This window comes from Neoaquamicrobium microcysteis (assembly GCF_008180155.1).
GTDB lineage: Bacteria > Pseudomonadota > Alphaproteobacteria > Rhizobiales > Rhizobiaceae > Aerobium > Aerobium microcysteis.
The window spans coordinates 120,513-143,240 of record NZ_VSZS01000054.1 but is presented as its reverse complement, the minus strand read 5'-3'; the positions used below and the strand labels follow the sequence as shown (position 1 = coordinate 143,240).

General features: G+C 66.7%; 23 protein-coding genes. 13 read left to right on the top strand and 10 right to left on the bottom strand.

The features are described from left to right. Positions 1-111: 111 nt before the first annotated feature. From FY036_RS03920 to FY036_RS03900, 5 genes are all read right to left on the bottom strand, one after another. A complete protein-coding gene (locus FY036_RS03920) occupies positions 112-1,041 on the bottom strand; it encodes an electron transfer flavoprotein subunit alpha/FixB family protein (RefSeq protein WP_148913391.1) in 930 nt (309 codons plus the stop codon). Positions 1,042-1,201: 160 nt separating this feature from the next. Then, on the bottom strand, positions 1,202-1,948 hold the full coding sequence (locus FY036_RS03915) for an electron transfer flavoprotein subunit beta/FixA family protein (protein ID WP_148913390.1): 747 nt from the start codon (positions 1,946-1,948) through the stop codon (positions 1,202-1,204). A 210-nt stretch (positions 1,949-2,158) separates the two neighbouring features. Next, positions 2,159-2,920: a rhomboid family intramembrane serine protease gene (locus tag FY036_RS03910; RefSeq protein WP_148913389.1), complete on the bottom strand. Its 762-nt coding sequence runs from the start codon at positions 2,918-2,920 to the stop codon at positions 2,159-2,161. Between the two features lie 31 nt (positions 2,921-2,951). Continuing rightward, a complete protein-coding gene (locus FY036_RS03905) occupies positions 2,952-3,533 on the bottom strand; it encodes a cob(I)yrinic acid a,c-diamide adenosyltransferase (protein WP_148913388.1) in 582 nt (193 codons plus the stop codon). Positions 3,534-3,545: 12 nt separating this feature from the next. Further along, complete coding sequence (locus FY036_RS03900; protein ID WP_148913387.1) at positions 3,546-3,737, bottom strand: twin transmembrane helix small protein; 192 nt, start codon at positions 3,735-3,737, stop codon at positions 3,546-3,548. A gap of 129 nt (positions 3,738-3,866) precedes the next feature. Between FY036_RS03900 and FY036_RS03895 the strand changes: the two genes are divergently transcribed. Next, complete coding sequence (locus FY036_RS03895) at positions 3,867-4,721, top strand: YihY/virulence factor BrkB family protein (RefSeq protein WP_148913386.1); 855 nt, start codon at positions 3,867-3,869, stop codon at positions 4,719-4,721. Between the two features lie 30 nt (positions 4,722-4,751). On the opposite strand, the gene FY036_RS03890 is transcribed toward FY036_RS03895, so the two are convergent. Next, positions 4,752-5,546 (bottom strand): GGDEF domain-containing protein, encoded by a 795-nt coding sequence (locus FY036_RS03890; protein ID WP_148913385.1) that lies wholly within the window; start codon positions 5,544-5,546, stop codon positions 4,752-4,754. Between the two features lie 263 nt (positions 5,547-5,809). Here FY036_RS03890 and FY036_RS03885 point away from each other — a divergent pair, with 263 nt between their 5' ends. The 5 genes from FY036_RS03885 (at position 5,810) to FY036_RS03865 (ending at position 11,085) form a co-directional block, all read left to right on the top strand. Then, on the top strand, positions 5,810-7,015 hold the full coding sequence (locus tag FY036_RS03885) for an ABC transporter substrate-binding protein (protein WP_148913384.1): 1,206 nt from the start codon (positions 5,810-5,812) through the stop codon (positions 7,013-7,015). Between the two features lie 246 nt (positions 7,016-7,261). Next, on the top strand, positions 7,262-8,056 hold the full coding sequence (locus FY036_RS03880) for an ABC transporter ATP-binding protein (RefSeq protein ID WP_148913383.1): 795 nt from the start codon (positions 7,262-7,264) through the stop codon (positions 8,054-8,056). Next, the gene (locus tag FY036_RS03875; RefSeq protein WP_148913382.1) at positions 8,053-8,757 is read left to right on the top strand and encodes an ABC transporter ATP-binding protein; all 705 of its coding nucleotides are present in this window, start codon (positions 8,053-8,055) and stop codon (positions 8,755-8,757) included. Before FY036_RS03880 ends, FY036_RS03875 begins: the two co-directional genes overlap by 4 nt. Before the next feature lie 4 nt (positions 8,758-8,761). After that, positions 8,762-9,763 (top strand): branched-chain amino acid ABC transporter permease, encoded by a 1,002-nt coding sequence (locus tag FY036_RS03870; protein WP_148913381.1) that lies wholly within the window; start codon positions 8,762-8,764, stop codon positions 9,761-9,763. After that, complete coding sequence (locus FY036_RS03865; protein WP_148913380.1) at positions 9,760-11,085, top strand: branched-chain amino acid ABC transporter permease; 1,326 nt, start codon at positions 9,760-9,762, stop codon at positions 11,083-11,085. The genes FY036_RS03870 and FY036_RS03865 overlap by 4 nt, the downstream gene beginning before the upstream one ends. Positions 11,086-11,108: 23 nt before the next feature. Here the strand turns inward: FY036_RS03865 and tlpA are convergent, their stop codons facing one another. Next, the gene (tlpA, locus tag FY036_RS03860) at positions 11,109-11,777 is read right to left on the bottom strand and encodes a thiol:disulfide interchange protein TlpA (protein ID WP_148913379.1); all 669 of its coding nucleotides are present in this window, start codon (positions 11,775-11,777) and stop codon (positions 11,109-11,111) included. Positions 11,778-11,815: 38 nt separating this feature from the next. On the opposite strand from tlpA, the gene argH reads away from it, so the two are divergent. The 4 genes from argH (at position 11,816) to FY036_RS03840 (ending at position 17,750) form a co-directional block, all read left to right on the top strand. After that, a complete protein-coding gene (gene argH, locus FY036_RS03855; RefSeq protein WP_148913378.1) occupies positions 11,816-13,219 on the top strand; it encodes an argininosuccinate lyase in 1,404 nt (467 codons plus the stop codon). 52 nt (positions 13,220-13,271) lie between these two features. Further along, positions 13,272-13,481, top strand: a complete 210-nt coding sequence (locus tag FY036_RS03850; RefSeq protein ID WP_148913377.1) for a lipoprotein — start codon at positions 13,272-13,274, stop codon at positions 13,479-13,481. Between the two features lie 9 nt (positions 13,482-13,490). Further along, positions 13,491-14,756, top strand: a complete 1,266-nt coding sequence (gene lysA, locus FY036_RS03845) for a diaminopimelate decarboxylase (protein ID WP_148913376.1) — start codon at positions 13,491-13,493, stop codon at positions 14,754-14,756. Between the two features lie 444 nt (positions 14,757-15,200). After that, positions 15,201-17,750: a TIGR02302 family protein gene (locus FY036_RS03840; protein ID WP_148913375.1), complete on the top strand. Its 2,550-nt coding sequence runs from the start codon at positions 15,201-15,203 to the stop codon at positions 17,748-17,750. A 235-nt stretch (positions 17,751-17,985) separates the two neighbouring features. Here FY036_RS03840 and FY036_RS03835 read toward each other — a convergent pair whose 3' ends face one another. Together FY036_RS03835 and rpmB are read right to left on the bottom strand one after the other, a co-directional pair. Further along, complete coding sequence (locus FY036_RS03835; RefSeq protein ID WP_148913374.1) at positions 17,986-18,606, bottom strand: queuosine precursor transporter; 621 nt, start codon at positions 18,604-18,606, stop codon at positions 17,986-17,988. Positions 18,607-18,686: 80 nt separating this feature from the next. Further along, positions 18,687-18,983, bottom strand: a complete 297-nt coding sequence (rpmB, locus tag FY036_RS03830; RefSeq protein ID WP_148913373.1) for a 50S ribosomal protein L28 — start codon at positions 18,981-18,983, stop codon at positions 18,687-18,689. Between the two features lie 248 nt (positions 18,984-19,231). Between rpmB and FY036_RS03825 the strand changes: the two genes are divergently transcribed. The 3 genes from FY036_RS03825 (at position 19,232) to FY036_RS03815 (ending at position 22,071) form a co-directional block, all read left to right on the top strand. Beyond that, on the top strand, positions 19,232-19,975 hold the full coding sequence (locus FY036_RS03825) for a DUF3108 domain-containing protein (RefSeq protein WP_235897506.1): 744 nt from the start codon (positions 19,232-19,234) through the stop codon (positions 19,973-19,975). A 540-nt stretch (positions 19,976-20,515) separates the two neighbouring features. Next, positions 20,516-21,406 carry an aromatic amino acid exporter YddG gene (yddG, locus tag FY036_RS03820; RefSeq protein WP_148913372.1) on the top strand — a complete coding sequence of 297 codons (891 nt, stop codon included), beginning with the start codon at positions 20,516-20,518 and terminating at the stop codon, positions 21,404-21,406. Then, positions 21,403-22,071 carry a lysoplasmalogenase gene (locus tag FY036_RS03815; RefSeq protein WP_148913371.1) on the top strand — a complete coding sequence of 223 codons (669 nt, stop codon included), beginning with the start codon at positions 21,403-21,405 and terminating at the stop codon, positions 22,069-22,071. Before yddG ends, FY036_RS03815 begins: the two co-directional genes overlap by 4 nt. Positions 22,072-22,298: 227 nt before the next feature. On the opposite strand, the gene FY036_RS03810 is transcribed toward FY036_RS03815, so the two are convergent. Next, positions 22,299-22,727, bottom strand: coding sequence for a cupin domain-containing protein (locus FY036_RS03810; RefSeq protein WP_148913370.1), 429 nt, complete (start codon positions 22,725-22,727; stop codon positions 22,299-22,301). Position 22,728: the final 1 nt, after the last annotated feature.

Below are 22,728 nucleotides of genomic sequence, written 5' to 3'. Positions count from 1 at the left end.
CCGTCGTCGTCGGGCCGTTTGCGGCCGTTATTGTTGCGCTGCAAACTAGAAGGGCGGGGCGACTTCTGTCTACCCCGCCCCGCACAATTTAATGCGACTGTTTTTCGACCGTCACAGCGCCTTTTCGAGTTCCGGCAGGACGGTGAAGAGATCGCCGACGAGGCCGTAGTCGGCCACCTGGAAGATGGGGGCTTCCTCGTCCTTGTTGATGGCGACGATGACCTTCGAATCCTTCATGCCGGCCAGGTGCTGGATCGCGCCGGAGATGCCCACCGCGATGTAGAGTTCGGGCGCCACGACCTTGCCGGTCTGGCCGACCTGCCAGTCGTTGGGCGCGTAGCCGGCATCAACGGCGGCGCGCGATGCGCCTACGGCGGCGCCCAGCTTGTCGGCCACGGGAAGGATCACTTCCTGGAACTTCTCCGACGAGCCCAGCGCGCGGCCGCCCGAGATGATGATCTTCGCGGAGGTCAGCTCAGGACGGTCGCTCTCCGACAGGCGGTTCTCCACGAAGGTCGACAGGCCGGGATTGGCGGCAGCCGAAGCGTTCTCGACCGAAGCCGAGCCGCCTTCGCCGGCAGCCGCGAAGGAGGCCGTGCGCACGGTGACGACCTTCTTGGCGTCGGTGGACTGCACGGTCTGGATGGCGTTGCCGGCGTAGATCGGGCGCTTGAAGGTGTCGGCGGAGACCACCTCGATGATCTCGGACACCTGCATCACGTCCAGCAGGGCCGCCACGCGCGGCATGACGTTCTTGCCCATGGTGGTGGCGGGCGCGACCAGCGCGTCGTAGGAGCCGGCCAGCGAAACGACGAGAGCCGCGGTGGGCTCGGCCAGCCGCTCGGCCAGTTCGTCGGCCTCGGCCAGCAGCACCTTGCGCGCGCCCTTGAGCTTGGCTGCGGCATCGGCGGCGGCCTTTGCGCCCTTGCCGGCGACGAGGATGTCGACGTCGGAACCGATCTGGAGCGCTGCGGTCAGCGCCTTCGCGGTCTGGTCGGAAACGGTTGCGTTGTCGTGTTCGGCAACGAGAAGAATAGCCATTGTCTTTTCCCTTGCTTGCCGGTTTCGCACCGACCCCCGGAATTTCGGTCAGGCCGTGCCGAAAGCGGCTGGATTCGAGACCCGGAGCGGAGCGTACCTCAGTACGTGAGCACCGGAAGCGCAGAAGCCGGCCGCTTGCAGGCCGGCTTCATCGAAATTCCTAGATGACGCCGGCGGACTTGAGGCTGGAGACGAGCTCCGCCACGTCCTTGACCTTGACGCCTGCCTTGCGGCCGCCGGGCTCCTCGGTCTTGACGACCTTGAGGCGCGGGGCGACGTCGACGCCGTAGTCGGCGGCCGACTTCTCGTCCAGCGGCTTCTTCTTGGCCTTCATGATGTTGGGCAGCGACGCGTAGCGCGGCTGGTTGAGGCGCAGGTCGGTCGTGACGATCGCCGGCAGCTTGATGTCGACGACCTGAAGGCCGCCATCGACCTCCCGCGTGACCTTGGCCGAGCCGTCGGCAAGCTCCACCTTCGAGGCGAACGTGCCCTGCGACCAGCCCAGAAGGGCGGCGAGCATCTGGCCGGTCTGGTTGGCGTCGTCGTCGATGGCCTGCTTGCCCAGAATGACGAGGTCGGGCTTTTCTTCATCGACAACGCCCTTGAGCAGCTTGGCGACCGTGAGCGGCTCCGTCGTCTCGTCGACCTTGATGAGGATGCCGCGGTCTGCGCCCATTGCCAGCGCGGTGCGGATCGTCTCGCCGGCCTGAGCGGGCCCGATCGAAACCGCGATGATCTCCTCGACCTTGCCGGCCTCCTTGAGCCGGATGGCCTCCTCGACGGCGATCTCGTCGAACGGGTTCATCGACATCTTGACGTTGGCGAGCTCGACACCCGACCCGTCGGACTTAACCCGGATCTTGACGTTGTAATCGACAACCCGCTTCACAGGGACAAGAACTTTCATGCGCGCGTGACCTTTCCGAGAATTTTCAGATGCTGGCTAGCAGCAATCTCATGCCGTTCGCTTGCCGGATACCGACATGGTCGGGACGAAACTCAGCACGTCGCACGGATAAAGCCGCGCGTATCGTGGCCGCATGAGGCTGTAGTCATCCGTCGTGCAAGCGTCAATATGCAGGCGAAACTCAAACCGTTTGAATTGCGGCACGCAGCGTCAGCGCCGCCTGCCCCATGGCGAGGGTACGTCGGCGGGTTGCGCGGTGGCCGCCACCTCGACGGCCTGCGGGGTCACGACCTCGCGGTCGAACAGGGGCACGCCACGCCGGCGCAGCACTAGCACCAGCAGCGCGCCGGCGAGGATGCCGCCCACATGGGCGGCCCACGAAACCTGCCCGTCGCGGTCCAGCGCGATCATCGCGAACTGGAAGGCTATCCACAGCGCCAGCAGGATCCATGCGGGCAGGCGCAGCGGAATGCGCCCGAAGGCCAGCACCCATATCTTCACGCGCGGGTGCAGCATCAGATAGGCCGCGACGATGCCCGCCACCGCGCCGGACGCCCCGATCAGCGGCGCATGGGAATAAGGCTCCATCACACCGTGCAGGAACGCGCCTGCCGCCGCGCAGGCGAGGTAGAAGAACAGGAACTTCACGTGGCCCAGCGCGTCCTCGACATTGTCGCCGAAGACCCACAGGAACAGCATGTTACCGCCCAGGTGGAGCAGGTCGCCATGCAGGAAGGAATAGGTGATGTAGGTGGCGTTGTCGGGCACGTACATCAGATGCGGCGGGCGCATCACGTTGTCGAAGAAGGTGGCGGGGATGTAGCCGAGGCCGATCACGGTCGCCTCGATGACCTGCTCGCTGGCCAGCGCGGTCATCAGGTAGACGAGGCAGTTGGCGGCGATCAGCCCGAGCGTGACATATTGCGCGCGGATGTGCTTGAGCCGGTTGGCATCGTGAAGCGGAATGAACATCGATCCCCCTGATGTCCCCTGCCAGCCGGTTTCAGCGGTTCTGGCCGGGCACCCATAGCACGTCGCTTTCGCCGTTGTCATTGACGGCCCGGCCGGCGACGAAGAGGAAATCGGAGACGCGGTTGATGTATTTGATCGCCTCGGGCCCGACGGTCTCGCCGTCCTTCAGCGACAGCTCCACCATCAGCCGCTCGGCGCGCCGCGCCACGGTGCGGGCCAGATGAAGGGCGGCGGCAGCCGGCGATCCGCCCGGCAGGATGAAGGAGCGCAGCGGCTTGATCGGCTTGTTCAGCGCGTCGATGTCGGCTTCCAGCCGCGCCACCTGCGAGGCGACGATGCGCAGCGGCTCGTAACCCAGATCTTCGCCAGTGTCGGGTGTGGCGAGGTCTGCGCCGAGGTCGAACAGGTCGTTCTGGATGCGGCCCAGCATCGCGTCGATATGAGGATGCGAGACGGCCGTGTGGAGGCGCGCCATGCCGATGCAGGCATTGGCCTCGTCGACGGTGCCGTATGAGGACACGCGCAGGTCGAATTTATGCCGCCGCTCGCCGGACCCCAGCGCCGTGGTGCCGTCATCGCCCGTGCGGGTGTAGATCTTGTTGAGAACGACCATGCGGTATCAGTCCTACCGTCCGGAAAAATAAAGCGCGAGCATGATGAAGACCAGCGCGATGAACTGCAGCACCACGCGCGCCTGCATCAGCTTGTTCGACGTGTTGCCGGAACCGCCCCGCATCATGTTGATCAGCCCCCTGCCGAGCACGATCAGGACGGCGACCATGAACAGGACGGCGAGGATGTTGAAGGCTGTGGACATTGTCTTCTTCCGTAAATCGGGGCATCGCCGCGTGCAACTATGCGGCGATAAAGCTCGTATCGACTTCGACGCTTGTCATCAGGGACATTCCCTTCCCATATTCGCAAGAGGGATACAATCGGCGGACTGATGCTTCGACTTTACGTCATCACCAAACGCGTACTTGGCGACGCGCTGGGACATTTCAACTATGACGACGGCTGGGCGCTGGCCAGCCATCTGGCATTGTCGGCGCTGCTCGCGCTGTTTCCCTTCCTGATCTTCGCGACGTCGCTGGCGAGCTTTCTGGGCGCGGAAGCGTTCGCCGATACCGCGGTCCATCTCATCTTCGACACCTGGCCGGATGCGATCGCCGAGCCCATCGCGCGCGAGGTGGCCAACGTGCTGACCGTGCAGCGCGGCGACTTCCTGACCATCGGCATTTTGGCCGCCGCGTTCTTCGCCTCCAACGGCATCGAGGCGCTGCGCGTGGGCCTGAACCGCGCCTATCGCGTGCTCGACCGGCGCTCGATCTTCTTCCTGCGGGCGCAGAGCCTCGCCTTCGTGGTCATCGCGACCGTGGGCTTCATGATCGTCTCGGCGCTGCTGGTCGTGGCCCCCGTCGCCATGGGCATCGCCCAGCGCCACCTGCCGTGGATCGAGCCCTACATCGGCACCATCACGCTGTGGCGCATCCTGATCGCCGTCGTCGTCATCGTCATGGCGCTGATCGCGGTGCATCTGTGGCTGCCGGCCGGCAAGCGCAAGTTCAAGGAGATCGTGCCGGGGCTGATCTTCACGCTGGTGTTCTGGGTTCTGGGCTCGTCCCTGTTTGCGACCTATCTGAGCTACTTCTCCACCTATGCCTCGACCTATGCGGGGCTGGCGTCGATCATGATCGCGCTGGTGTTCCTCTACATCGTGTCGGCCATCTTCATCCTCGGCGGCGAGCTCAACGCCGCGATCAAGCGGTATCTCGACGCGCGTGCGAGAGTGACCGGCTAGATCGTTTCGGGTTGGTCGCTGGCCCGCACCTCAGCCCGTCGCCAGCATGTCCGAAATCGACGGCGCAAGCGCCGGCACCGTGGCCAGCTCGACGCGGTTTCGGCCCTGCCGCTTGGCGGCATAGAGCCGCTCGTCCGCGAGCGTGAACAGCTCGCGAAATCCCTTCGGCCCGTCGAAGACCACGCATCCCACGCTGACCGAGAGATCGTGGGGCCTGCCCGAAGGCGCAAAGCGTGCATCGGCCACGCTGGCGCGGATGCGTTCGGCCACCTCGGCCGCGTCCGCACGCCCGGCATGAGGCAGATAGACCCCGAATTCCTCGCCGCCCAGCCGTCCCACGGCGTCGTCCTTGCGCAGGGCCGAGCGTATCGCCTGCGCGATCAGCCTCAGCGCCTCGTCGCCCTTGTCGTGCCCGTACCGGTCGTTGATCGCCTTGAAGCGGTCGGCATCCACGACGATCAGCGCCCCGCCCGGCATTTCCCCCTCGCCCGCCTCCAGCTGCCGCTCGACCAGCGACGTGAAAGCGCGCCGGTTGAGACAGCCGGTGAGGCTGTCGCTCGACGCGAGATCGTTGAGCCTGTGGTTGGCGATCGAAAGCTCGCGCAGCTTCATCGTCAGGTAGAAGAACAGCGGCCCCGCCAGCACGATCGGCAGCACCGTCGCGCTCAGGAGCCCGAGCCGCAGCGCGTCCGGCGGCTGGTGCCGGAACGCCAGCCAGTTGAAGGTCAGCGACACGGCGAGGCAGCCCAGCGTGCCGAAGAACGTCCAGCTCACCAGCTTCAGCCTGCCGCGCATCGACATTGCGGGCGTGGGCGTCGTCATCATCGTGCGCAGCCTCCCTTCCGCACAGTGCCTGATGGGCCGATCGTGCCGCAAAGACGTGAAGATCGCGTTATGCGCGGCCAAAATGCGCGGAAATCCGCGTCCGGACGCGCTCGTTAGCCAATTTACCGTTTTGTTTTCGGCATTTGGCCGCTCCCGACTTTACAAAGCCGTTGCGCGGTAAGAGTATCGGCGCCAATCCGGGTCCAGCAGGGGTCCGGGCCATAAACAAGCTCTCAGGGACAGTATAAGTGGAGGTTTTTCGTATGTCTTTTGCAACCAGCAAGCTGCTCGCCGCCTCGGTGGCAGGTGCGGCCCTTCTGGCGGCGTCCGTCGTGGCGCAGGCCCAGGAAGTGAAGGTTGGCGTCATTCTGGGCTTCACCGGCCCGCTTGAAAGCATCACGCCGGGCATGGGCGGCAGCGCCGAGCTGGCGCTCAAGGAGGTCAACGACAGCGGCCTGTTCCTGAACGGCGAGACGCTCGTTCCGGTTCGCGCCGACTCGACCTGCATCGACGCCGCGGCCGCAACCGCCGCAGCCGAGCGCCTCATCACCTCCGAGAACGTCGCCGCCATCATGGGCGCCGACTGCTCGGGCGTCACCATCGCCATCGCCAACAACGTCGCGGTGCCGAACGGCGTCGTGATGGTTTCGCCGTCGGCGACCTCGCCGGCGCTGACCGACATCGAGGACAACGACTACTTCTTCCGCACCGCGCCGTCCGACGCGCGCCAGGGCGAAGTGCTCACCGAGGTTCTGACCTCGAATGACATCACCTCGGTCGCCGTCAGCTACACCAACAACGACTACGGCAAGGGCTTTTCGGACTCCTTCGTCGCGGCTTTCGAGGCTGCCGGCGGCACGGTGACCATCAATGCCCCGCACGATGACGGCAAGGGCGACTACTCGGCCGAAGTCGGCGCGCTCGCGGCTGCCGGCGGCGACCTTCTGGTCGTTCTCGGCTACGTCGATCAGGGCGGCGTCGGCATCATCCGCGCGGCCGTCGACTCGGGCGCCTTCGACCGCTTCGCGCTGGGCGACGGCATGTACGGCCAGAGCCTCATCGACGCCATCGGCGAAGACCTCGAAGGCACCGTCGGCGTCATTCCGGGCGCTGAAGGCGAAGGTTCGGAGAAGTTCGCCGAAGCCGCTTCCGCGGCCGGCCTCGACCCGTCCTCGTCCTACACCGGCGAAAGCTACGACGCTGCCGCTCTGATCGCGCTGGCGATGCAGAAGGCCGGCTCGGCGGACCGCACCGCCATCCGCGATGCGCTTCTCGAGGTCGCCAACGGCCCCGGCGAGCCGATCTTGGCTGGCGAGCTGGCCAAGGGTCTGCAGATCCTCAAGGACGGTGGCGACATCGACTATGTCGGTGCCACCAATGTCGAGCTGATCGGCCCCGGCGAGGCGGCAGGTACCTACCGCGAGTACATCGTCGAGAACGGCGCGTACAAGACGGTCGGCTTCCGCTGAGATAGAGCCTGATTGAAAGGGGCCCGGCTTCGAAAGGAGCCGGGCTCTCTTTTTATGCGGGTTGCCTTGGTGTAACCTTGCGTAAATTGGCCCGAAGCCGCGTTATGCAGCGGTTTTCCGTACGAAAATGATCAAAAATACGCGAAATCGGTCACGCGTTCTTGCGTTTTCGGATCGTTCGGGGTCAAAACGCCCGCGCTTCAACTTGCAACGATAAAAGGGCCGCAAACGGCTCAGGGGAACCGAATGATCCGCGTAGACGATCTGCATATGCATTTCGGAGGCATCAAGGCGGTCGACGGGGCGAGCATCGAGATCGCCAGGGGCTCGATCACCGGCCTCATCGGCCCTAACGGCGCCGGCAAGACCACCCTCTTCAACGTGATTGCGGGCCACTACAAGCCCACCTCCGGCACGGTCTGGCTCGGCGACGAGGACATCACCGGCCTCTCCCCGCACGAACTGTTCCACAAGGGCCTGCTGCGCACCTTCCAGATCGCGCACGAGTTCTCCACGCTCACGGTTCGCGAGAATCTGATGATGGTGCCGGACGCCCAGCCGGGCGAGAGCCTCGTCGATGTATGGCTGCGCCCGTCCAAGGTGCAGGCCCGCGAGGAGGAAGTGCGCGCCAAGGCCGACGAGGTGATCGAGTTCCTCGAGATTTCCCACGTCGCCGACGAGCTGGCCGGCAACCTTTCCGGCGGCCAGAAGAAGCTGCTCGAGCTCGGGCGCACCATGATGGTCGATGCCAAGATCGTCTTCCTCGACGAGGTCGGCGCGGGCGTCAACCGCACGCTGCTCAACACGCTTGGCGACGCCATCATCCGCCTCAACAAGGAGCGCGGCTACACCTTCTGCATGATCGAGCACGACATGGATTTCATCGGCCGTCTCTGCGACCCCGTCATCGTCATGGCCGAGGGCAAGGTTCTGGCCGAAGGCTCCGCGCAGGAGGTCAAGGCCAACGAGCACGTCATCGAGGCCTATCTCGGCCGCGGCCTCAAGAACAAGCCGGCCCGCAGCAAGGGAGGCACGGCATGAGCTTCCTCACTGGCGAAAGCATGACCGGCGGCTATGGCGGCGCGGATATCCTGCACGACTGCACAATCTCCGTCGACAAGGGCGAGATCGCCGTCATCGTCGGCCCCAACGGGGCGGGCAAGTCCACCGCGATGAAGGCGATGTTCGGTATGCTGTCGATCCGGCAGGGCCGCGTCATGCTCGGCGGCGCCGACATCACCGCGCTCTCCCCGCAGGACCGCGTCCGGGCCGGCATGGGCTTCGTGCCGCAGACCTCCAACGTCTTCGTCTCCATGAGCGTCCAGGAGAACCTGGAGATGGGCGCCTATATCCGCCAGGACGATTTCTCCGACACGATGACGCAGGTGTTCGACCTGTTCCCCATCCTCAAGGAAAAGCGCCGCCAGCCGGCGGGCGAGCTTTCGGGCGGCCAGCGCCAGCAGGTCGCCGTCGGCCGCGCGCTGATGACGCGTCCCTCCGTGCTGATGCTGGACGAACCCACCGCCGGCGTCTCGCCCATCGTCATGGACGAGCTGTTCGACCGCATCCTCGAAGTGGCCGCCACCGGCATCGCCATCCTGATGGTCGAGCAGAACGCCCGTCAGGCGCTCAACATCGCCGACCGTGGCTATGTGCTGGTTCAGGGCCGCAACCGCTTCACCGACACCGGGGAGGCGCTGCTCGCCAATCCCGAAGTCCGCGCAACCTTCCTGGGGGGTTAGGGTCATGGATTTCCTCAACGCCCTGGTGGTCTTCGCCAACTTCGTCTTCATCCCCGGCCTCGCCTACGGCGCGCAGCTCGCGCTCGGCGCGCTCGGCGTCACGCTGATCTACGGCATCCTGCGCTTCTCCAATTTCGCGCATGGCGACCTGATGGCCTTCGGCACCATGCTCACGATCCTCGTGACCTGGTGGCTGATGAGCATGGGCGTCACGCTCGGGCCGCTGCCGACAGCACTTCTGGCGCTGCCCATTGGCATTCTCGGCGCGGTCGCCATGGCGCTTTTGATCGACCGCTGGGTCTTCCGGTTCTACCGCCAGCAGAAATCCGCCGGCATCGTCTTCGTCATGGCCTCCGTCGGCGTCATGTTCGTGCTCAACGGCGTCGTGCGCCTCATCATCGGCCCCAACGAGCAGCGCTTCGCCGATGGCGAGCGCTTCCTCGTCACGGTGCGCGGCTTCCGTGAATTCACCGGGCTGGACGAAGGTCTGGCGATCCGCCTGCCCATCGCCATCACGCTGGTGGTGGCCGTCGTCGTCGTCATCGCGCTGTTCCGCTTCCTCAACTACTCGCGCACCGGCAAGGCCATGCGCGCCTATTCCGACAACGAGGATCTGGCGCTGCTGTCCGGCATCAATCCCGACCGCGTGGTCATGGTGACGTGGATCATCGCCGCCTCGCTCGCCACCATCGCCGGCGTGCTCTACGGCCTCGACAAGAGCTTCCGTCCCTTCACCTACTTCCAGCTTCTGCTGCCCATCTTCGCCGCCGCCATCGTCGGCGGCATCGGCCAGCCGCTGGGCGCGATCGCGGGCGGCTTCGTCGTCGCCTTCTCCGAGGTGACGCTGACCTACGCCTACAAGCGCGTGCTTGAATATCTCGGCTTCGAGCCGGCCGGCCTCGTCCAGCTTCTGTCGACCGAATACAAGTTCGCCATCTCCTTCGTCATCCTCGTTCTGGTCCTCCTGATAAGACCGACAGGCATCTTCAGGGGGCGCGTGCTATGAGCAACCGCGAGCGCATCATCTGGCTCTACGGGGCCATGGCGGTTCTGCTTCTGGCCGTCGGCTTCTTCCAGAGCTGGACGCTGAGCCTCACCATCCTCAATTTGTGCCTCATCTCGGCGATCATGGCGCTGGGCGTGAACATGCAGTGGGGCTATGCTGGCCTGTTCAACGTCGGCATCATGGGCTTCGCGGCGCTCGGCGGCGTCGCGGCGGTGCTCGTCTCCATGCCGCCCGTGCAGGGCGCATGGGCCGCCGGCGGCACCGGCATCGGCCTGTCGCTTCTGGCCCTCATCGGCACCGTAGGCCTCATCGTCTTCGTGCGGTCCCGAACCACCGGCACCACGCGCACGCTGGCCTCCATCGCGGTGGCCGTCGCCGGCTATTTCGCGATCCGCCACTTCTTCGACCCCGCCGTCGCCGCCATCGAGAATTTCGATGCGGCCCGCACCGGCTATCTCGGCGGCGCCGGCATGCCCATCATCTTCTCGTGGCTGGTGGGCGGCATCTTCGCCGCTGCCGCCGCATGGCTGGTGGGCAAGATCGCGCTCGGCCTGCGTTCCGACTATCTCGCCATCGCCACGCTCGGCATTTCCGAGATCATCATCGCCGTGATGCGCAACGAGGAATGGCTGACCCGCGGCGTCAAGAACGTGTCGGGCCTGCCCCGCCCCGTCGCCTACGAGGTGCAGTTGCAGCAGGCGCAGTGGTTCCTCGACTTGTCGGCCAAGCTCGGCATGCACCCTGTGTTCTTCTCCGCCGTCTACGTGCGGCTTTCCTACGCGATCCTGTTCGCCATCGTGCTCGTCATCCTGATGTGGCTGGCCGAGCGCGCGCTGCATTCGCCCTGGGGCCGCATGATGCGCGCCATCCGCGACAACCGCGACGCGGCCGAGGCGATGGGTAAGGACGTCACCGGCCGTCACCTGCAGATCTTCGTGCTGGGCTCCGCCGTCGTCGGCATCGCCGGCGCGATGCTCACCACGCTCGACGGCCAGTTCACGCCCGGCCAGTACAACCCGCTGCGCTTCACCTTCCTCATCTGGGTGATGGTCATCGTCGGCGGCTCCGGCAACAACTGGGGCGCGGTGCTCGGCGGCTTCCTGATCTGGTTCACCTGGGTCCAGGCCGAACCTGTCGGCGCGTGGCTGATGTCGACGCTCACGTCCGGCATGGCGCCCACCAACCCGGTCCGCCTGCATCTGGCCGACGCCGCCCCCTACATGCGCCCGCTTCTGATGGGTGTGATCCTGCTTCTCGTCATGCGCTTCGCGCCCCGGGGCCTCATCCCCGAGCGCGGCGCGCCCTCGATCCAGAAGCGGTAGAGCTCTGACAGCGATCGAAGCGCCTACATCGCCGCTTCGATCAGCCTTTTGGCGTCGGGGCTGGCCCATTCAGCGGGGCCGTTCATGTTGGCCAGCAGGCAGCCGTCCGCGTCCACCAGCAGCGTCACCGGCAGGCCCAGCGCCAGCCCGCGGCGCTTCAGCTCGTTGAACAGGCCGAGCGTCGAGTCGCGGTAATAGCCGAGCGCGTCCACGCCCGTCTCGTCGAGGAACGCGCGCGGCTTCTCGTCGCCGCCCGTATCCACGTTCACGGCCACCACCTCGAACGCGTCGCTCCCCATGTCCTTCTGAAGCTGGTTCAGCGCCGGCATTTCGTGGCGGCAGGGCGCACACCACGTCGCCCACAGATTGATGAGCAGCGTCTTGCCCGAAAGGTCGGCGACCGTCATCGGCGCGCCGTCGGGTGCGTTGAAGGCCAGCGTCGTCAGCGACTGCGGCGGGCTGGCGGCCATCATCGCGGCCACCTCGCCGCGCGCCGCCTCGCCCACCGTCACGGCCAGCTCGGCCTTGGCCGCGCAGGCTGCCGCGTTCTCGTCGGGCGCGGCCGCGACCTGCGCGTTGTTGCCAGACGGTGCGCCCATCACGTATACGCCGATCGCACCGGCAGTCATGCCGGCAACGATCGCCAGCGCGATCAGCCGTCCGGTCGGCAGGTGGAATTTTCCGTTTGCCATCGATCAGTCCAGTCAGTCCTTCGGGGGCCGTTACCACGATGAGCGAGAACAAGGCCAGCAACCAGATGTGGGGCGGACGATTTGCCTCGGGTCCAGCCGCGATCATGGAGGCCATCAACGCCTCGATCGGCTTCGACCAGAAGCTCTACGCGCAGGACATCCGCGGCTCCATCGCCCACTCCGAGATGCTGGCGCAAACCGGCATAATTTCGACTGACGATCAAAAGAAGATCGCTCACGGCCTGAACACGATTCTGTCAGAGATCGAGGCCGGCACGTTCGAGTTCTCGGCCCGGCTCGAAGACATCCACATGAACGTCGAGGCGCGGCTGGCCGACCTTATCGGCCCGTCGGCAGGCCGGCTCCACACGGCGCGCTCGCGCAACGACCAGGTGGCGCTCGATTTCCGCCTCTGGGTCAAGGAGGAGATGCAGCGCGTCGCGGTCGCGCTCGAACGGCTCATCGAGGCGTTTCTGGACCGCGCCCAGCAGCATGCGGCCACCGTCATGCCCGGCTTCACCCATCTCCAGACCGCCCAGCCCGTCACCTTCGGCCATCACTGCATGGCCTATGTCGAGATGTTCGCGCGCGACCTGTCGCGGGTGCGCGACGCCATCGCCCGCGCCGACGAATCGCCGCTGGGTGCTGCAGCCCTGGCCGGCACCGGCTTCCCGATCGACCGTCACATGACGGCGAAGGCGCTCGGCTTCCGCGAACCCACCCGCAACTCCATCGACAGCGTGTCGGATCGCGATTTCGCGCTGGAGTTCCTGTCGCTGGCGGCGATCTGCGCCACCCATCTGTCGCGTCTGGCCGAGGAGATCGTCATCTGGTCGACGCCGCAATTCGGCTTCATCCGCCTGTCCGATCAGTTCTCGACCGGCTCGTCGATCATGCCGCAGAAGAAGAACCCGGACGCCGCCGAGCTGGTGCGCGCCAAGACGGGCCGCGTCAACGGCCACCTCATCGCGCTGCTCACCGTCATGAAGGGCCTGCCGCTCGCCTATTCCAAGGACATGCAGGAAGACAAGGAAGCCGTCTTCGACGCGGCCGAAACGCTCGACCTGATGCTCGCCGCCATGACGGGCATGGTCTCCGACATGACGGTCAACGAGGCCGCGATGAAGAAGGCCGCCGGCTCCGGCTATTCCACCGCGACCGACCTTGCAGACTGGCTGGTGCGCGAGGCGGGCCTGCCCTTCCGCGAGGCCCATCACGTCACCGGCCGGGCCGTCGCGCTGGCCGAAAGCCGCAAGGTCGGGCTGGAAAAGCTCTCGCTCGACGAGCTTCAGGCCATCGACAGCCGCATCGACGGCTCCATCTTCGACGTCCTGTCGGTCAACGCCTCGGTCAAGAGCCGCTCGTCCTTCGGCGGCACGGCCCCGCAGGAGGTCCGCCGCCAGATCCGTTACTGGCGCAAGCGCCTGAAACGGGGTGCGTAGCGCCCGGAACTAGGCTAGAAACACGCCCACGATCATCCAGACGGACAGGCTCATGCGCGCCGGAAATCTTATCAAGACCACTTTGCTCTTGGCGGCCATCGGCGTCGCGGTCACGGCGTGCGGCCGTCGCGGCTCGCTCGACACGCCCTACGAGGCGGCGCGCGAGGCGCGGCAGGAAGCCGAGCGCAACGACCAGCCGCTGCCGCCAGAGCCCACCCCGCCGGTGCGCGACCGCAAGTTCATCCTCGATAGCCTCATCTAGGATCATCCGGTGAACCATTTCGGCTACCGCGACGGCGTGCTGCACGCCGAGGACGTTTCCGTATTGCAGATCGCCGAGGCGGTCGGCACACCGTTCTATTGCTATTCGACCGCCACCCTGACCCGCCATTATCAGGTCTTCGCCAAGGCTTTCGACCAGCTCGACGCGCTGGTTTGCTATGCCATGAAGGCCAATTCCAATCAGGCGGTCATCCGCACGCTGGCGAAGCTCGGCGCGGGCGCCGACGTCGTTTCCGAGGGCGAGCTGCGCCGCGCGCTCGCGGCCGGCATCCCGGCCGAAAAGATCCTCTTCTCCGGCGTCGGCAAGACGGTGCGCGAGATGGATTTCGCCCTTGCGGCCGGCATTCACTGCTTCAACGTCGAATCGTTGCCCGAGCTTGAGATGCTGTCGGCGCGCGCGGTGGCCACCGGCCATACCGCCCCCGTATCGCTGCGCATCAATCCCGATGTCGATGCGAAGACCCACCGCAAGATTTCCACCGGCAAGGCTGAGAACAAGTTCGGCATCGCCTGGAAGGATGCGCGCGCCGCCTATGCGCGTGCCGCCTCGCTGCCCGGCCTCGCCATTACCGGCATCGACATGCACATCGGCAGCCAGATCACCGAGCTGCAGCCCTTCGACGACGCCATCGCGCTTCTGGTCGAACTGACCGCGACCCTGCGCGCCGAAGGCCACGCCATTTCCCACGTCGATGTCGGCGGCGGCCTCGGCATTCCCTATCGCACCGACAACGCACCGCCGCCCCTGCCGGACGCCTATGCCGCCGTCGTCAACCGTCACATGAAGCCGCTCGGCCTCAAGGTGATCTTCGAGCCTGGCCGCCTCATTGCCGGCAATGCCGGAATCCTCGTTTCCGAAGTCATCTTCGTGAAGGAGGGCGACGCGAAGAACTTCCTGATTGTCGATGCGGCGATGAACGACCTGATCCGCCCGACCCTCTACGATGCCTTCCACGAGATCCGCCCCGTGGTGGAGCCGGCCCCGGACGCCCCTCGCCTCACCGTCGACGTGGTAGGCCCGGTCTGCGAAACCGGCGACTATCTCGGCCACGACCGCGACCTGCCGAAGCTCGCCGCCGGCGATCTGATTTATGTCGGCACGGCCGGCGCCTACGGCGCGGTTCAAGCCTCCACCTACAACACGAGGCTGCTGGTTCCCGAAGTCCTCGTCGATGGCGACCGTTACCACGTCGTGCGCCCTCGCCAGAGCTACGACGACCTCATCGGTCAGGACTCCCTGCCCGACTGGCTTTGAGGGCCGGGCCGCTCTTCGCATGGCCGTGCGTCCTTCGAGGCTCGCTGCGTTATGTCGGCCTGCCCGCAACCTTAAACGCTCGTCACGAGAAACGCCCCCTCCACCACTTCGTGGTCCCCCTCCCCCGCTTCGCAGGGGAGGAACCCAGGTCTCGGACGGCCGCAGCGCGGTTCCTCCTCCGTTTACGGGGGAGGTGTCCCGAAGGGACGGAGGGGGCGTTTTTTTGGGCACCGAACCCATCAAGTTCACAAACCGAGAACGAGACGGAGCAACATAGCGGCCTGCCACCGGGGTCCTCCGCCAAGGCGGCGGCGGGTTCGTTCCAACACCCCTCCCATTCACGATTTCTTGCCCCGCCTCGCCTTCGCCGCGTTTGGTGCTATCCTTGAAACCATGGGGCGGCGCGATTCCGTGCCGCCGGTGCGGCGACCCTGAAAGGACGGGATGGCGGAGACCGGCAAGGACACCACGCCTCCGACGGCCGATGGCGGATTTCTCGCCCGGCTGACGCGCACGCGTTTCGCCGTGCGCGGCGCGATCATGCTGGAGCGCCTCTGGCCGCTCGTGCTTCCGCTCGTCGTCGCTGCCAGCCTTTTCCTCAGCCTGTCGTGGCTCGGCGTATTTCGCGTGGTGCCCGACTGGGCGCGCCTGCTGCTCACCGCCGTCTTCGCCCTTGGTGCGCTGGCTGCGCTCTACCCGCTTCGCCTCTACCGCCAGCCGACGCCGTCCGAGATCGACCGCCGCATCGAGCGGGCGAACCGGCTGGAGCACGCGCCGGTTCTGGCGCAGACCGACCGGCTGTCCTCCACCTCGCAGGATGCGTTCGCGCAGGCGCTGTGGCGCGAGCACCAGAAGCGCATGGCCGCTCGCCTCGGTCGTCTCTCGGGCGATCTGCCGCGCACCCGCGTGCCCGAGCGCGATCCCTGGGGCCTGCGCGCCGCCGCAGCGCTTCTGCTGGTCGTCGCCTTCGCCTTCTCCTTCGGCCCGCTCGGCGGCTCGCCGGCCGACGCCTTCCGCAACCATGCCCGCGCCGAAACCGTGCCGGCCCGCATCGACGCGTGGGTCACCCCGCCTGCCTATACCGGCCGCGCGCCGCTGTTCCTGAGCGCGCATGCCAATGACGACCCCGCCCCGGTCTTCCGCGTGCCTGCGGGCAGCGCGGTGGCCGTGCGTGTGACGGGCGGCGCGGGCGACGAAACGCTTTCCTGGCTTGACGCCCATTCCGGCGAGGAGGCCGACATCGAGGTCGCGGAAGGCGCGACCCCGCGCACCGATGGCGCGACCGCCCGGCAATTCGCCGCCACGCTGTCGCAGGACGGCCTTCTGGCCCTGGAATCCGCCGGCGCCGAGTTGCAGCGCTGGGCCTTCAACGTCGTGCCCGACAACCCGCCCGCGATCCGCTTCGCCGACGAGCCGAAACGCGCCGCCAACGGCGCGCTGGAGCTCGCCTACGAGGTGGAGGACGACTACGGCCCCTCTTCGGCGCGCGCCGTGTTCGAGCAGGCCGCAGCCGCAGCACCCAACGCAAGGCCGCTTTATGAAGCGCCGGAAATGCCCCTCACCCTGCCGCGCCGCAACGGCCGCGACATCGCCGCGCGCACCTCGCGCGACCTGAGCGAGCATCCTTGGGCCGGCTCTGAAGTCGAGCTGACGCTGGAAGCAACCGACGCGGCCGAGCAGCAGGCGCGCAGCGAGACGAAGACCATCGTCCTGCCCCAGCGCCCCTTCGCCAACCCGGTCGCGCGGGCGCTGGTCGAGCAGCGCCGCATCCTCGCGCTCGACGCCAACCGCAAGGGCCGCGTGCTCGACCTCATCGACGCCATCACGCTGCGCCCCGAGGACACGTTCGACAACATGGCCCACTATCTGGGCATCATGGCCGCGCGCACCCGGCTGCGCATGGCGCAGACGGACGATGCCCTGCGCGACGTGGCCGACTATCTGTGGGAGATCGCGCTCACCATCGAGGACGGGGCGCTCACCGACGCCGAGCGCCGCCTGCGGCAGGCGCAGGAAGCGCTGAAGGAAGCGCTCGAGAACGGCGCCAGCGACGAGGAGATCGAGCAGCTGATGGCCGAGCTGCGCGACGCGATGCAGGACTTCCTCCGCGAGTTCGCCGAGCGCGCGCAGCAGAACCCCGACATGGCCATGCAGATGCCCATGGACGGGCAGGAGCTGCGCCAGAGCGACCTCGATCGCATGATGGACCAGATCGAGAATCTGGCCCGCTCCGGCGCGCGCGATCAGGCGATGGAGATGCTCCAGCAGTTGCAGGAGATGATGAACAACCTGCAGGCCGGCAACCAGCAGCAGGGTCAGCAGGGACAGGGCGCGCAGAGCGAGATGCGCCAGCAGATGGACGAGCTGGGCGAGTTGATGCGCCGCCAGCAGGAGATGATGAACGAGACCTTCCGCCTCGATCAGATGCAGCGCGGCGACGGCCAGCAGCAGCAGGGTCAGCAGGGGCAGGGCCAGCAGCCTATGACCCCGGAGGAGTTCGCCGAGGCGATGCGCCAGTTGCAGGAAGGCCAGGGCCAGCTGCAGCAGGACCTCCAGGCGCTCACCGAGGCGCTGGAAGGCATGGGCATGGAGCCCGGCGAGGGCTTCGGCGACGCAGGCGAGGCCATGGGCCGCGCCGAGGGTTCGCTGGGCGAAGGCCAGGGCGAGCGCGCGGTGGGCGAGCAGGGCCAGGCCCTGGAAGCCCTTCGCCGCGGCGCACAGGACATGATGCAGCAGATGATGCAGGCCATGCGGCAGGAAGGCGATCAGGGTTCCGGGCAGGAAGGCGGCCGCCAGCAGAGCTCCGACCGCGACCCGCTAGGCCGACCGCGCGCCACCACCGGGCCCGATTTCGGCAACTCGGTCGAGGTGCCCGACGAGATCGACGTGCAGCGCGCGCGCCAGATTCTCGAAGAAATCCGCCGCCGCCTCGGCAACGCGCTCAGCCCCGAGCTCGAGCGCAACTACCTCGAACGCCTGCTCGATCTGCGCTGACCCTCAACCCCGTGTAAGCGAAAACCCCACAGCCGAAGGCTGCAAGCCCGACCGGGCGTCGGGCCCTATGGCCCGCCCTCGCGGAGCGCCAGCCGCCAAAGGCGGCGGTACGGCGCGTGAGCGAAAACTAGACAGCGCAGGCTGCAAGCCCGACCGGGCGTCGGGCCTCGTGGCCCGCCCCAGCGGAGCGCCAGCCGCCAAAGGCGGCGGCACGGCGCGCGAGCGAAGCCCCTAACTAAACCGCCCTTGCAGGCCGGATCACGCTGAGCAGCGCGCCGTAGGGCGCCAGCATCGCGACCGAGATCAGCATCTTCACGGCGAAGTCGCCCAGCGCCAGCGACACCCACAGCGGCACCTCGCCGCCGAGCAGGAACGGCACGGCGAAGCCGAGCGAACCGTCCTCGCGGCCCAGCCCCGTGTCGAGGAAGGCGAAGCGGTCGGCGAATGCCAGCGAGAAGAACAGCACCGTGTCGATGATCGAGCCGATGACCGACGAGATCAGCGGCGCCTGCCACCAGGCCCGCTCGCGCAGCCGGTCGAAGACCGACACGTCGAGAAGCTGCGCCACGAGGAAGGCCGAGCCCGACGCGATGGCGATCCGCGGCGTGGCCAGCCACACCGACAGCACCACCGCGATGGCGAAGCCGACATACACCACCTTGCGCGCGGCGGCGGGGCCGTAGCGGCGGTTGGTCAGGTCGTTGACGAGGAAGGCGAGCGGATAGGTGAACGCGCCCCAGGTCAGCAGGTCCTGGAGGCCGAAATGTCCGAAGGGGAACTGGACGAGGAAGTTGGAGGCGACGACGACGGCCGCCATTGCGGCCACGAAAGGCCAGACCGAGATGTTTCGGGTCATTTTTTTATCCTGGGTGATGGAACCAGAAAGGCGGGCGCGAAGCCCGCCTCAGCGATGATGAAGTGGCGAAAGAAGGTCGCTTACGCGGCCTGCTGCTCGGCCAGCTTCTTGGAGATCTGCTTCTTCAGCAGGCGGGCGCGCTGCGAGAGCTCGTCCGTGCTGGCCTTCAGCAGGAAGGCGTCGAGGCCGCCGCGGTGTTCCACCGAGCGCAGCGCGTTGGCCGAGATGCGCAGGCGCACGTTCTGGCCGAGCGCTTCCGAGATCAGCGTCACGTCGCACAGATTGGGCAGGAAGCGCCGACGGGTCTTGTTGTTGGCGTGGCTCACATTGTTGCCGGTCATCACGGCCTTGCCGGTCAGTTCACAAGCGCGGGACATGTCTTGCACCTTCAGTTCGTTGCCGGGCCATACCGGACTGCCGCACCATTTGCGAACGGCGCGCGGGCAGTATTCAGGCGGCCTCTTGGAAAAGTCGCCGTTCCATAGTGGCATTTGGCCTTCGGGTCAAGCGCAAGCTGCCCTTTCCTGCGCACGCCCTTTCGGCGCGATCCATACAATCGCCGAAATCGGCCTGCAAGCCTCGGGCTATCCGCACTGGAAGGGACATTCCAACCAACGGAGCCGCCATGCGCCGCCTGCTCGCACCGTTTCTGTTTCTCGCCGCATCGGCCCTGCCCGCCAATGCGGAATCGTTTCGCGCCGATTATTCGGTGACCTTGCTAGGCCTGCCGGTCGCCAAGGCGCGCTTCGATTCCACCTTCACCGACGACCGTTTCGTGATCGAGGGTTCGCTGCAGAGCTCCGGCCTCGCCCGCATATTCGACCGCACGAGGGGCACCACGCGGGTGGAAGGTGCGATCCATCGCGGCGAGGTGCGCCCGCGCGCCTTCCGGTCCAACTACGAATCGGGCCGCAAGAAGAGCCGCACCACCATCCGTTTTGCCCGGGGCGGCGTCTCCAGCTACGAAAACACGCCGGAGCCGCGGCGCGGCAACACGTGGGTTCCGGTCTCGGAGAGCCACCTGCGCGCCGCCCTCGATCCGCTGTCGTCCACCCTCATCCGCACCGACGATCCTGCAAAGGTCTGCAACCGCACCGTCAGCATCTTCGACGGCGAGATGCGCGCCGACTTGCGCCTCACCCCGCGCGCCGCGCCGAAGGATGGCCGCGTCACCTGCGATGCCCGCTTCGTGCCGGTGTCCGGCTATCGCAAGGGCCGCAAGCAGATCGATTTCCTGCAAAACGAAAGCCGCATCACCATTTCGTTCGCCCGCCTCGGCGGCACCGGCTTCTACACCCCGGTCGATGCGTCCATCGGCACGCAGATCGGCACCCTGCGCGTCACCGCAAACCGCATCGAGACGCGGTAAGCCCGCGTCCACAAGGCGGAAACCGCTTTCTGGACAAAGACAGGTAACCGGATCGTCTCCTGCTCTCGCCGAAACGCCCCCTCCGGCGCTTCGCGCCACCTCTCCCGTAAACGGAGGAGGATCCACGTTGCGGCCGTCAGCAAGCTGGATCGTTTCAGGTTTTGACTGAATCCGCTCCATAGACTTCGGCGGTCCTATGGGTGAGCCACTTGCCTCACCCGTCCTTCGCCCCCGCTTCGCGGGGGGATGATCCGGCGTTGCGCACAGCCGCAACGCCGGTTCTTCTCCCGTTCACGGGGGGTCCGAAGGACGGGCGAGACAAGCGGCTCGCCCTCTAGGACCACGCGAAGCGTGGTGAAGGGGGCGTTCGGCTACAAGGGATGCTCCGTGTAAAAGTGAAAGGCACCAGATTCCTCCTCCGTTTACGGTGGGGGCGCATGCGCCAAACCGCATGGAACGAACCCGATACACCCCGTCACGCCTTGCCGTTGCGTCTGCATGGCGCTAACCCTGCCGGCAATCGGCAGGGAGACAGGGCATATGGCGCGCGCCACGTTGATCGGATTTTCCGCGGTCGTGATGTGGGCGCTGCTGGCGCTGTTCACCGCCGCGTCGGGTGCCGTGCCGCCTTTCCTGCTATCGGCGCTCACCTTCGCTATCGGCACCATGGTCGGGCTGGCCATGCGGCTGGTCGCGCCTCCGGCCCCTCACGCGCCGATCCCCCCTGTGGTATGGCTCATCGGCATTGCCGGCCTGTTCGGCTACCACTTCTTCTACTTCACCGCGCTGCGCAACGCCCCGGCCGTCGAGGCGAGCCTGATCGCCTATCTGTGGCCGCTGCTCATCGTCGTCGGCTCCGCCCTGCTGCCGGGCGAGCGCCTGCGCTGGCATCATGTGGCGGGCGCTGGCCTCGGCCTGTGCGGCGCGTTCCTCATCGTCACGCGCGGCGGCGGGCTTTCCTTCGATCCGCAATACGCCTTCGGCTACGCCATGGCCGGCCTGTGCGCGATCACTTGGTCGTCCTATTCGCTGCTGTCGCGCCGGTTTCCCTCCGTGCCCACCAGCGTGGTGACATGGTTCTGTGCGGCGACAGCCCTGCTCTCGCTCGTGTGCCATCTGCTGCTTGAACAAACCGTGTGGCCGGCCAGCGCCAGTCAATGGCTGGCCGTGCTGGGCCTCGGCCTGATGCCGGTGGGCGCTGCGTTCTACGCATGGGACCACGGCGTCAAGCGCGGCAACATCCAGGTGCTGGGGGCTGCCAGCTACGCAGCGCCGCTGCTGTCCACGCTGGTGCTGATCGCGGCGGGTGCGGCCACCGCGACGCTCAACATCCTGCTCGCCTGCCTGCTGATAACGGCCGGCGCTGTACTGGCCGCCAGATCCATGCTGTTCGGACCGAAGGGCTCTGCCGCGCAGGAGGCCGGGGCATGATGCCGTTTGCCGGCGGCCCGGATTCGCTGTCCAACGGAACGCTGGTCTTCTCCGTCGCCGCCGCCCTCCTTTACCTGATGATGCAGGCCCGCCCGCCATCGTGGCGGCGCACCGTCGCCAAGGCCGGTTCGGTCGCGCTGCTGGCGGTGCTGGCTACGCTGGAAGGCGGGCCGTTCCTGCTCGTCGCAGCCTTGGTGCTCAGCGCGGCCGGCGACGCCTTTCTCGCCCATGAAGGGGAAAGGCCTTTCCTCGGCGGCCTCGCCAGTTTCCTGCTCGCCCACCTCGCCTATGTGGCGCTGTTCGTGGCCGCCGGCGGAGGCGCCGAAATCCTCGCCGTCCAGCCGTGGCGGCTGGCGATACCGGTGGCGGCCACCGTCGCTGCCCTGTTGCTGCTGAGGCGTCTGCTGCCGGCCGTCGGCCCGGGACTGCGCGCGCCCGTGTCCGTCTATGTGGCGGCCATCGTCGCGATGATGTGGGCATCGGCGACGGTGCCCGCCCCCATCGTCATGGTCGGCGCAGCCCTCTTCGTCGCATCCGACGCGATCCTTGCAGTCGAAAAATTCCTGCTGTCGCCCCAGTCCCCGCACCGCGCATGGGCCGGCCCGGCCGTCTGGGTGCTCTACTATCTGGCACAGGCAACCATCACGCTCGGGTTTCTTGTGTAGAGCAACGCCCTCCCGCACATGCGGAAAACCTTTGCGGCAGCGTCACAACCCACCCCTAACCCCTCCCCTCAAGGGGGAGGGGGATTCTGGATCGTCGGTGCTCGCACAACCTACTCTTGCCTGAAGGAGCGCGGCTCCAAAGTTCCCCTCCCCCTTGAGGAGAGGGGTTAGGGGTGGGGGTCCGACGCTGCCGAGACCTTGCCCAAGCGCACCACGGCAACCGCCCTCTACCCCGCCTCTGGCTCCCAGCCGGGCGGGGCGAGCTCGAACGACGAGAACACGAAGCCCGGCGCCACCGTGCAGCCCACCAGCGTCCATTCGCCGGTAGAGCGCGCCGCCTGCCACCAGCCTGCCGGCACCACCCCTTGCGGCCTCTCTCCGGCGGCGAGATCGGCCCCCAGCCGGACGTCCTTCACCGCCCCCTCGCCTTCCCGCCAGATCGACAGTTCGAGCGGAGCTCCGGCGTGATAGTGCCAGACCTCGGCTGCGTCGGCCACGCGATGCCAGTGCGAGCGGTCGCCGGCTTCGAGCAGGAAGTAGATCGCGGTCGAATGCCCGCGTTCGCCGCCAGCCTCGTCGCGAAACGTCTCGACATACCAGCCGCCTTCGGGATGCCGCTGCATCCCCAGCGTCGCGATGATGTCGGCTGCCTGCATG

Bases quoted from the DNA above. Each gene is read 5' to 3' on its own strand.
- FY036_RS03810 (WP_148913370.1), bottom strand. From the start codon at position 22,727: ATGCAGGCAGCCGACATCATCGCGACGCTGGGGATGCAGCGGCATCCC.
- FY036_RS03835 (WP_148913374.1), bottom strand. From the start codon at position 18,606: ATGACCCGAAACATCTCGGTCTGGCCTTTCGTGGCCGCAATGGCGGCC.
- FY036_RS03905 (WP_148913388.1), bottom strand. From the start codon at position 3,533: ATGGTCGTTCTCAACAAGATCTACACCCGCACGGGCGATGACGGCACC.
- FY036_RS03885 (WP_148913384.1), top strand. From the start codon at position 5,810: ATGTCTTTTGCAACCAGCAAGCTGCTCGCCGCCTCGGTGGCAGGTGCG.
- FY036_RS03825 (WP_235897506.1), top strand. From the start codon at position 19,232: ATGCGCCGCCTGCTCGCACCGTTTCTGTTTCTCGCCGCATCGGCCCTG.
- FY036_RS03890 (WP_148913385.1), bottom strand. From the start codon at position 5,546: ATGATGACGACGCCCACGCCCGCAATGTCGATGCGCGGCAGGCTGAAG.
- FY036_RS03875 (WP_148913382.1), top strand. From the start codon at position 8,053: ATGAGCTTCCTCACTGGCGAAAGCATGACCGGCGGCTATGGCGGCGCG.
- FY036_RS03910 (WP_148913389.1), bottom strand. From the start codon at position 2,920: ATGTTCATTCCGCTTCACGATGCCAACCGGCTCAAGCACATCCGCGCG.
- FY036_RS03900 (WP_148913387.1), bottom strand. From the start codon at position 3,737: ATGTCCACAGCCTTCAACATCCTCGCCGTCCTGTTCATGGTCGCCGTC.
- FY036_RS03880 (WP_148913383.1), top strand. From the start codon at position 7,262: ATGATCCGCGTAGACGATCTGCATATGCATTTCGGAGGCATCAAGGCG.
- FY036_RS03920 (WP_148913391.1), bottom strand. From the start codon at position 1,041: ATGGCTATTCTTCTCGTTGCCGAACACGACAACGCAACCGTTTCCGAC.
- FY036_RS03865 (WP_148913380.1), top strand. From the start codon at position 9,760: ATGAGCAACCGCGAGCGCATCATCTGGCTCTACGGGGCCATGGCGGTT.
- FY036_RS03870 (WP_148913381.1), top strand. From the start codon at position 8,762: ATGGATTTCCTCAACGCCCTGGTGGTCTTCGCCAACTTCGTCTTCATC.
- FY036_RS03815 (WP_148913371.1), top strand. From the start codon at position 21,403: ATGATGCCGTTTGCCGGCGGCCCGGATTCGCTGTCCAACGGAACGCTG.
- FY036_RS03895 (WP_148913386.1), top strand. From the start codon at position 3,867: ATGCTTCGACTTTACGTCATCACCAAACGCGTACTTGGCGACGCGCTG.
- rpmB (WP_148913373.1), bottom strand. From the start codon at position 18,983: ATGTCCCGCGCTTGTGAACTGACCGGCAAGGCCGTGATGACCGGCAAC.
- FY036_RS03840 (WP_148913375.1), top strand. From the start codon at position 15,201: ATGGCGGAGACCGGCAAGGACACCACGCCTCCGACGGCCGATGGCGGA.
- tlpA (WP_148913379.1), bottom strand. From the start codon at position 11,777: ATGGCAAACGGAAAATTCCACCTGCCGACCGGACGGCTGATCGCGCTG.
- argH (WP_148913378.1), top strand. From the start codon at position 11,816: ATGAGCGAGAACAAGGCCAGCAACCAGATGTGGGGCGGACGATTTGCC.
- yddG (WP_148913372.1), top strand. From the start codon at position 20,516: ATGGCGCGCGCCACGTTGATCGGATTTTCCGCGGTCGTGATGTGGGCG.
- FY036_RS03850 (WP_148913377.1), top strand. From the start codon at position 13,272: ATGCGCGCCGGAAATCTTATCAAGACCACTTTGCTCTTGGCGGCCATC.
- FY036_RS03915 (WP_148913390.1), bottom strand. From the start codon at position 1,948: ATGAAAGTTCTTGTCCCTGTGAAGCGGGTTGTCGATTACAACGTCAAG.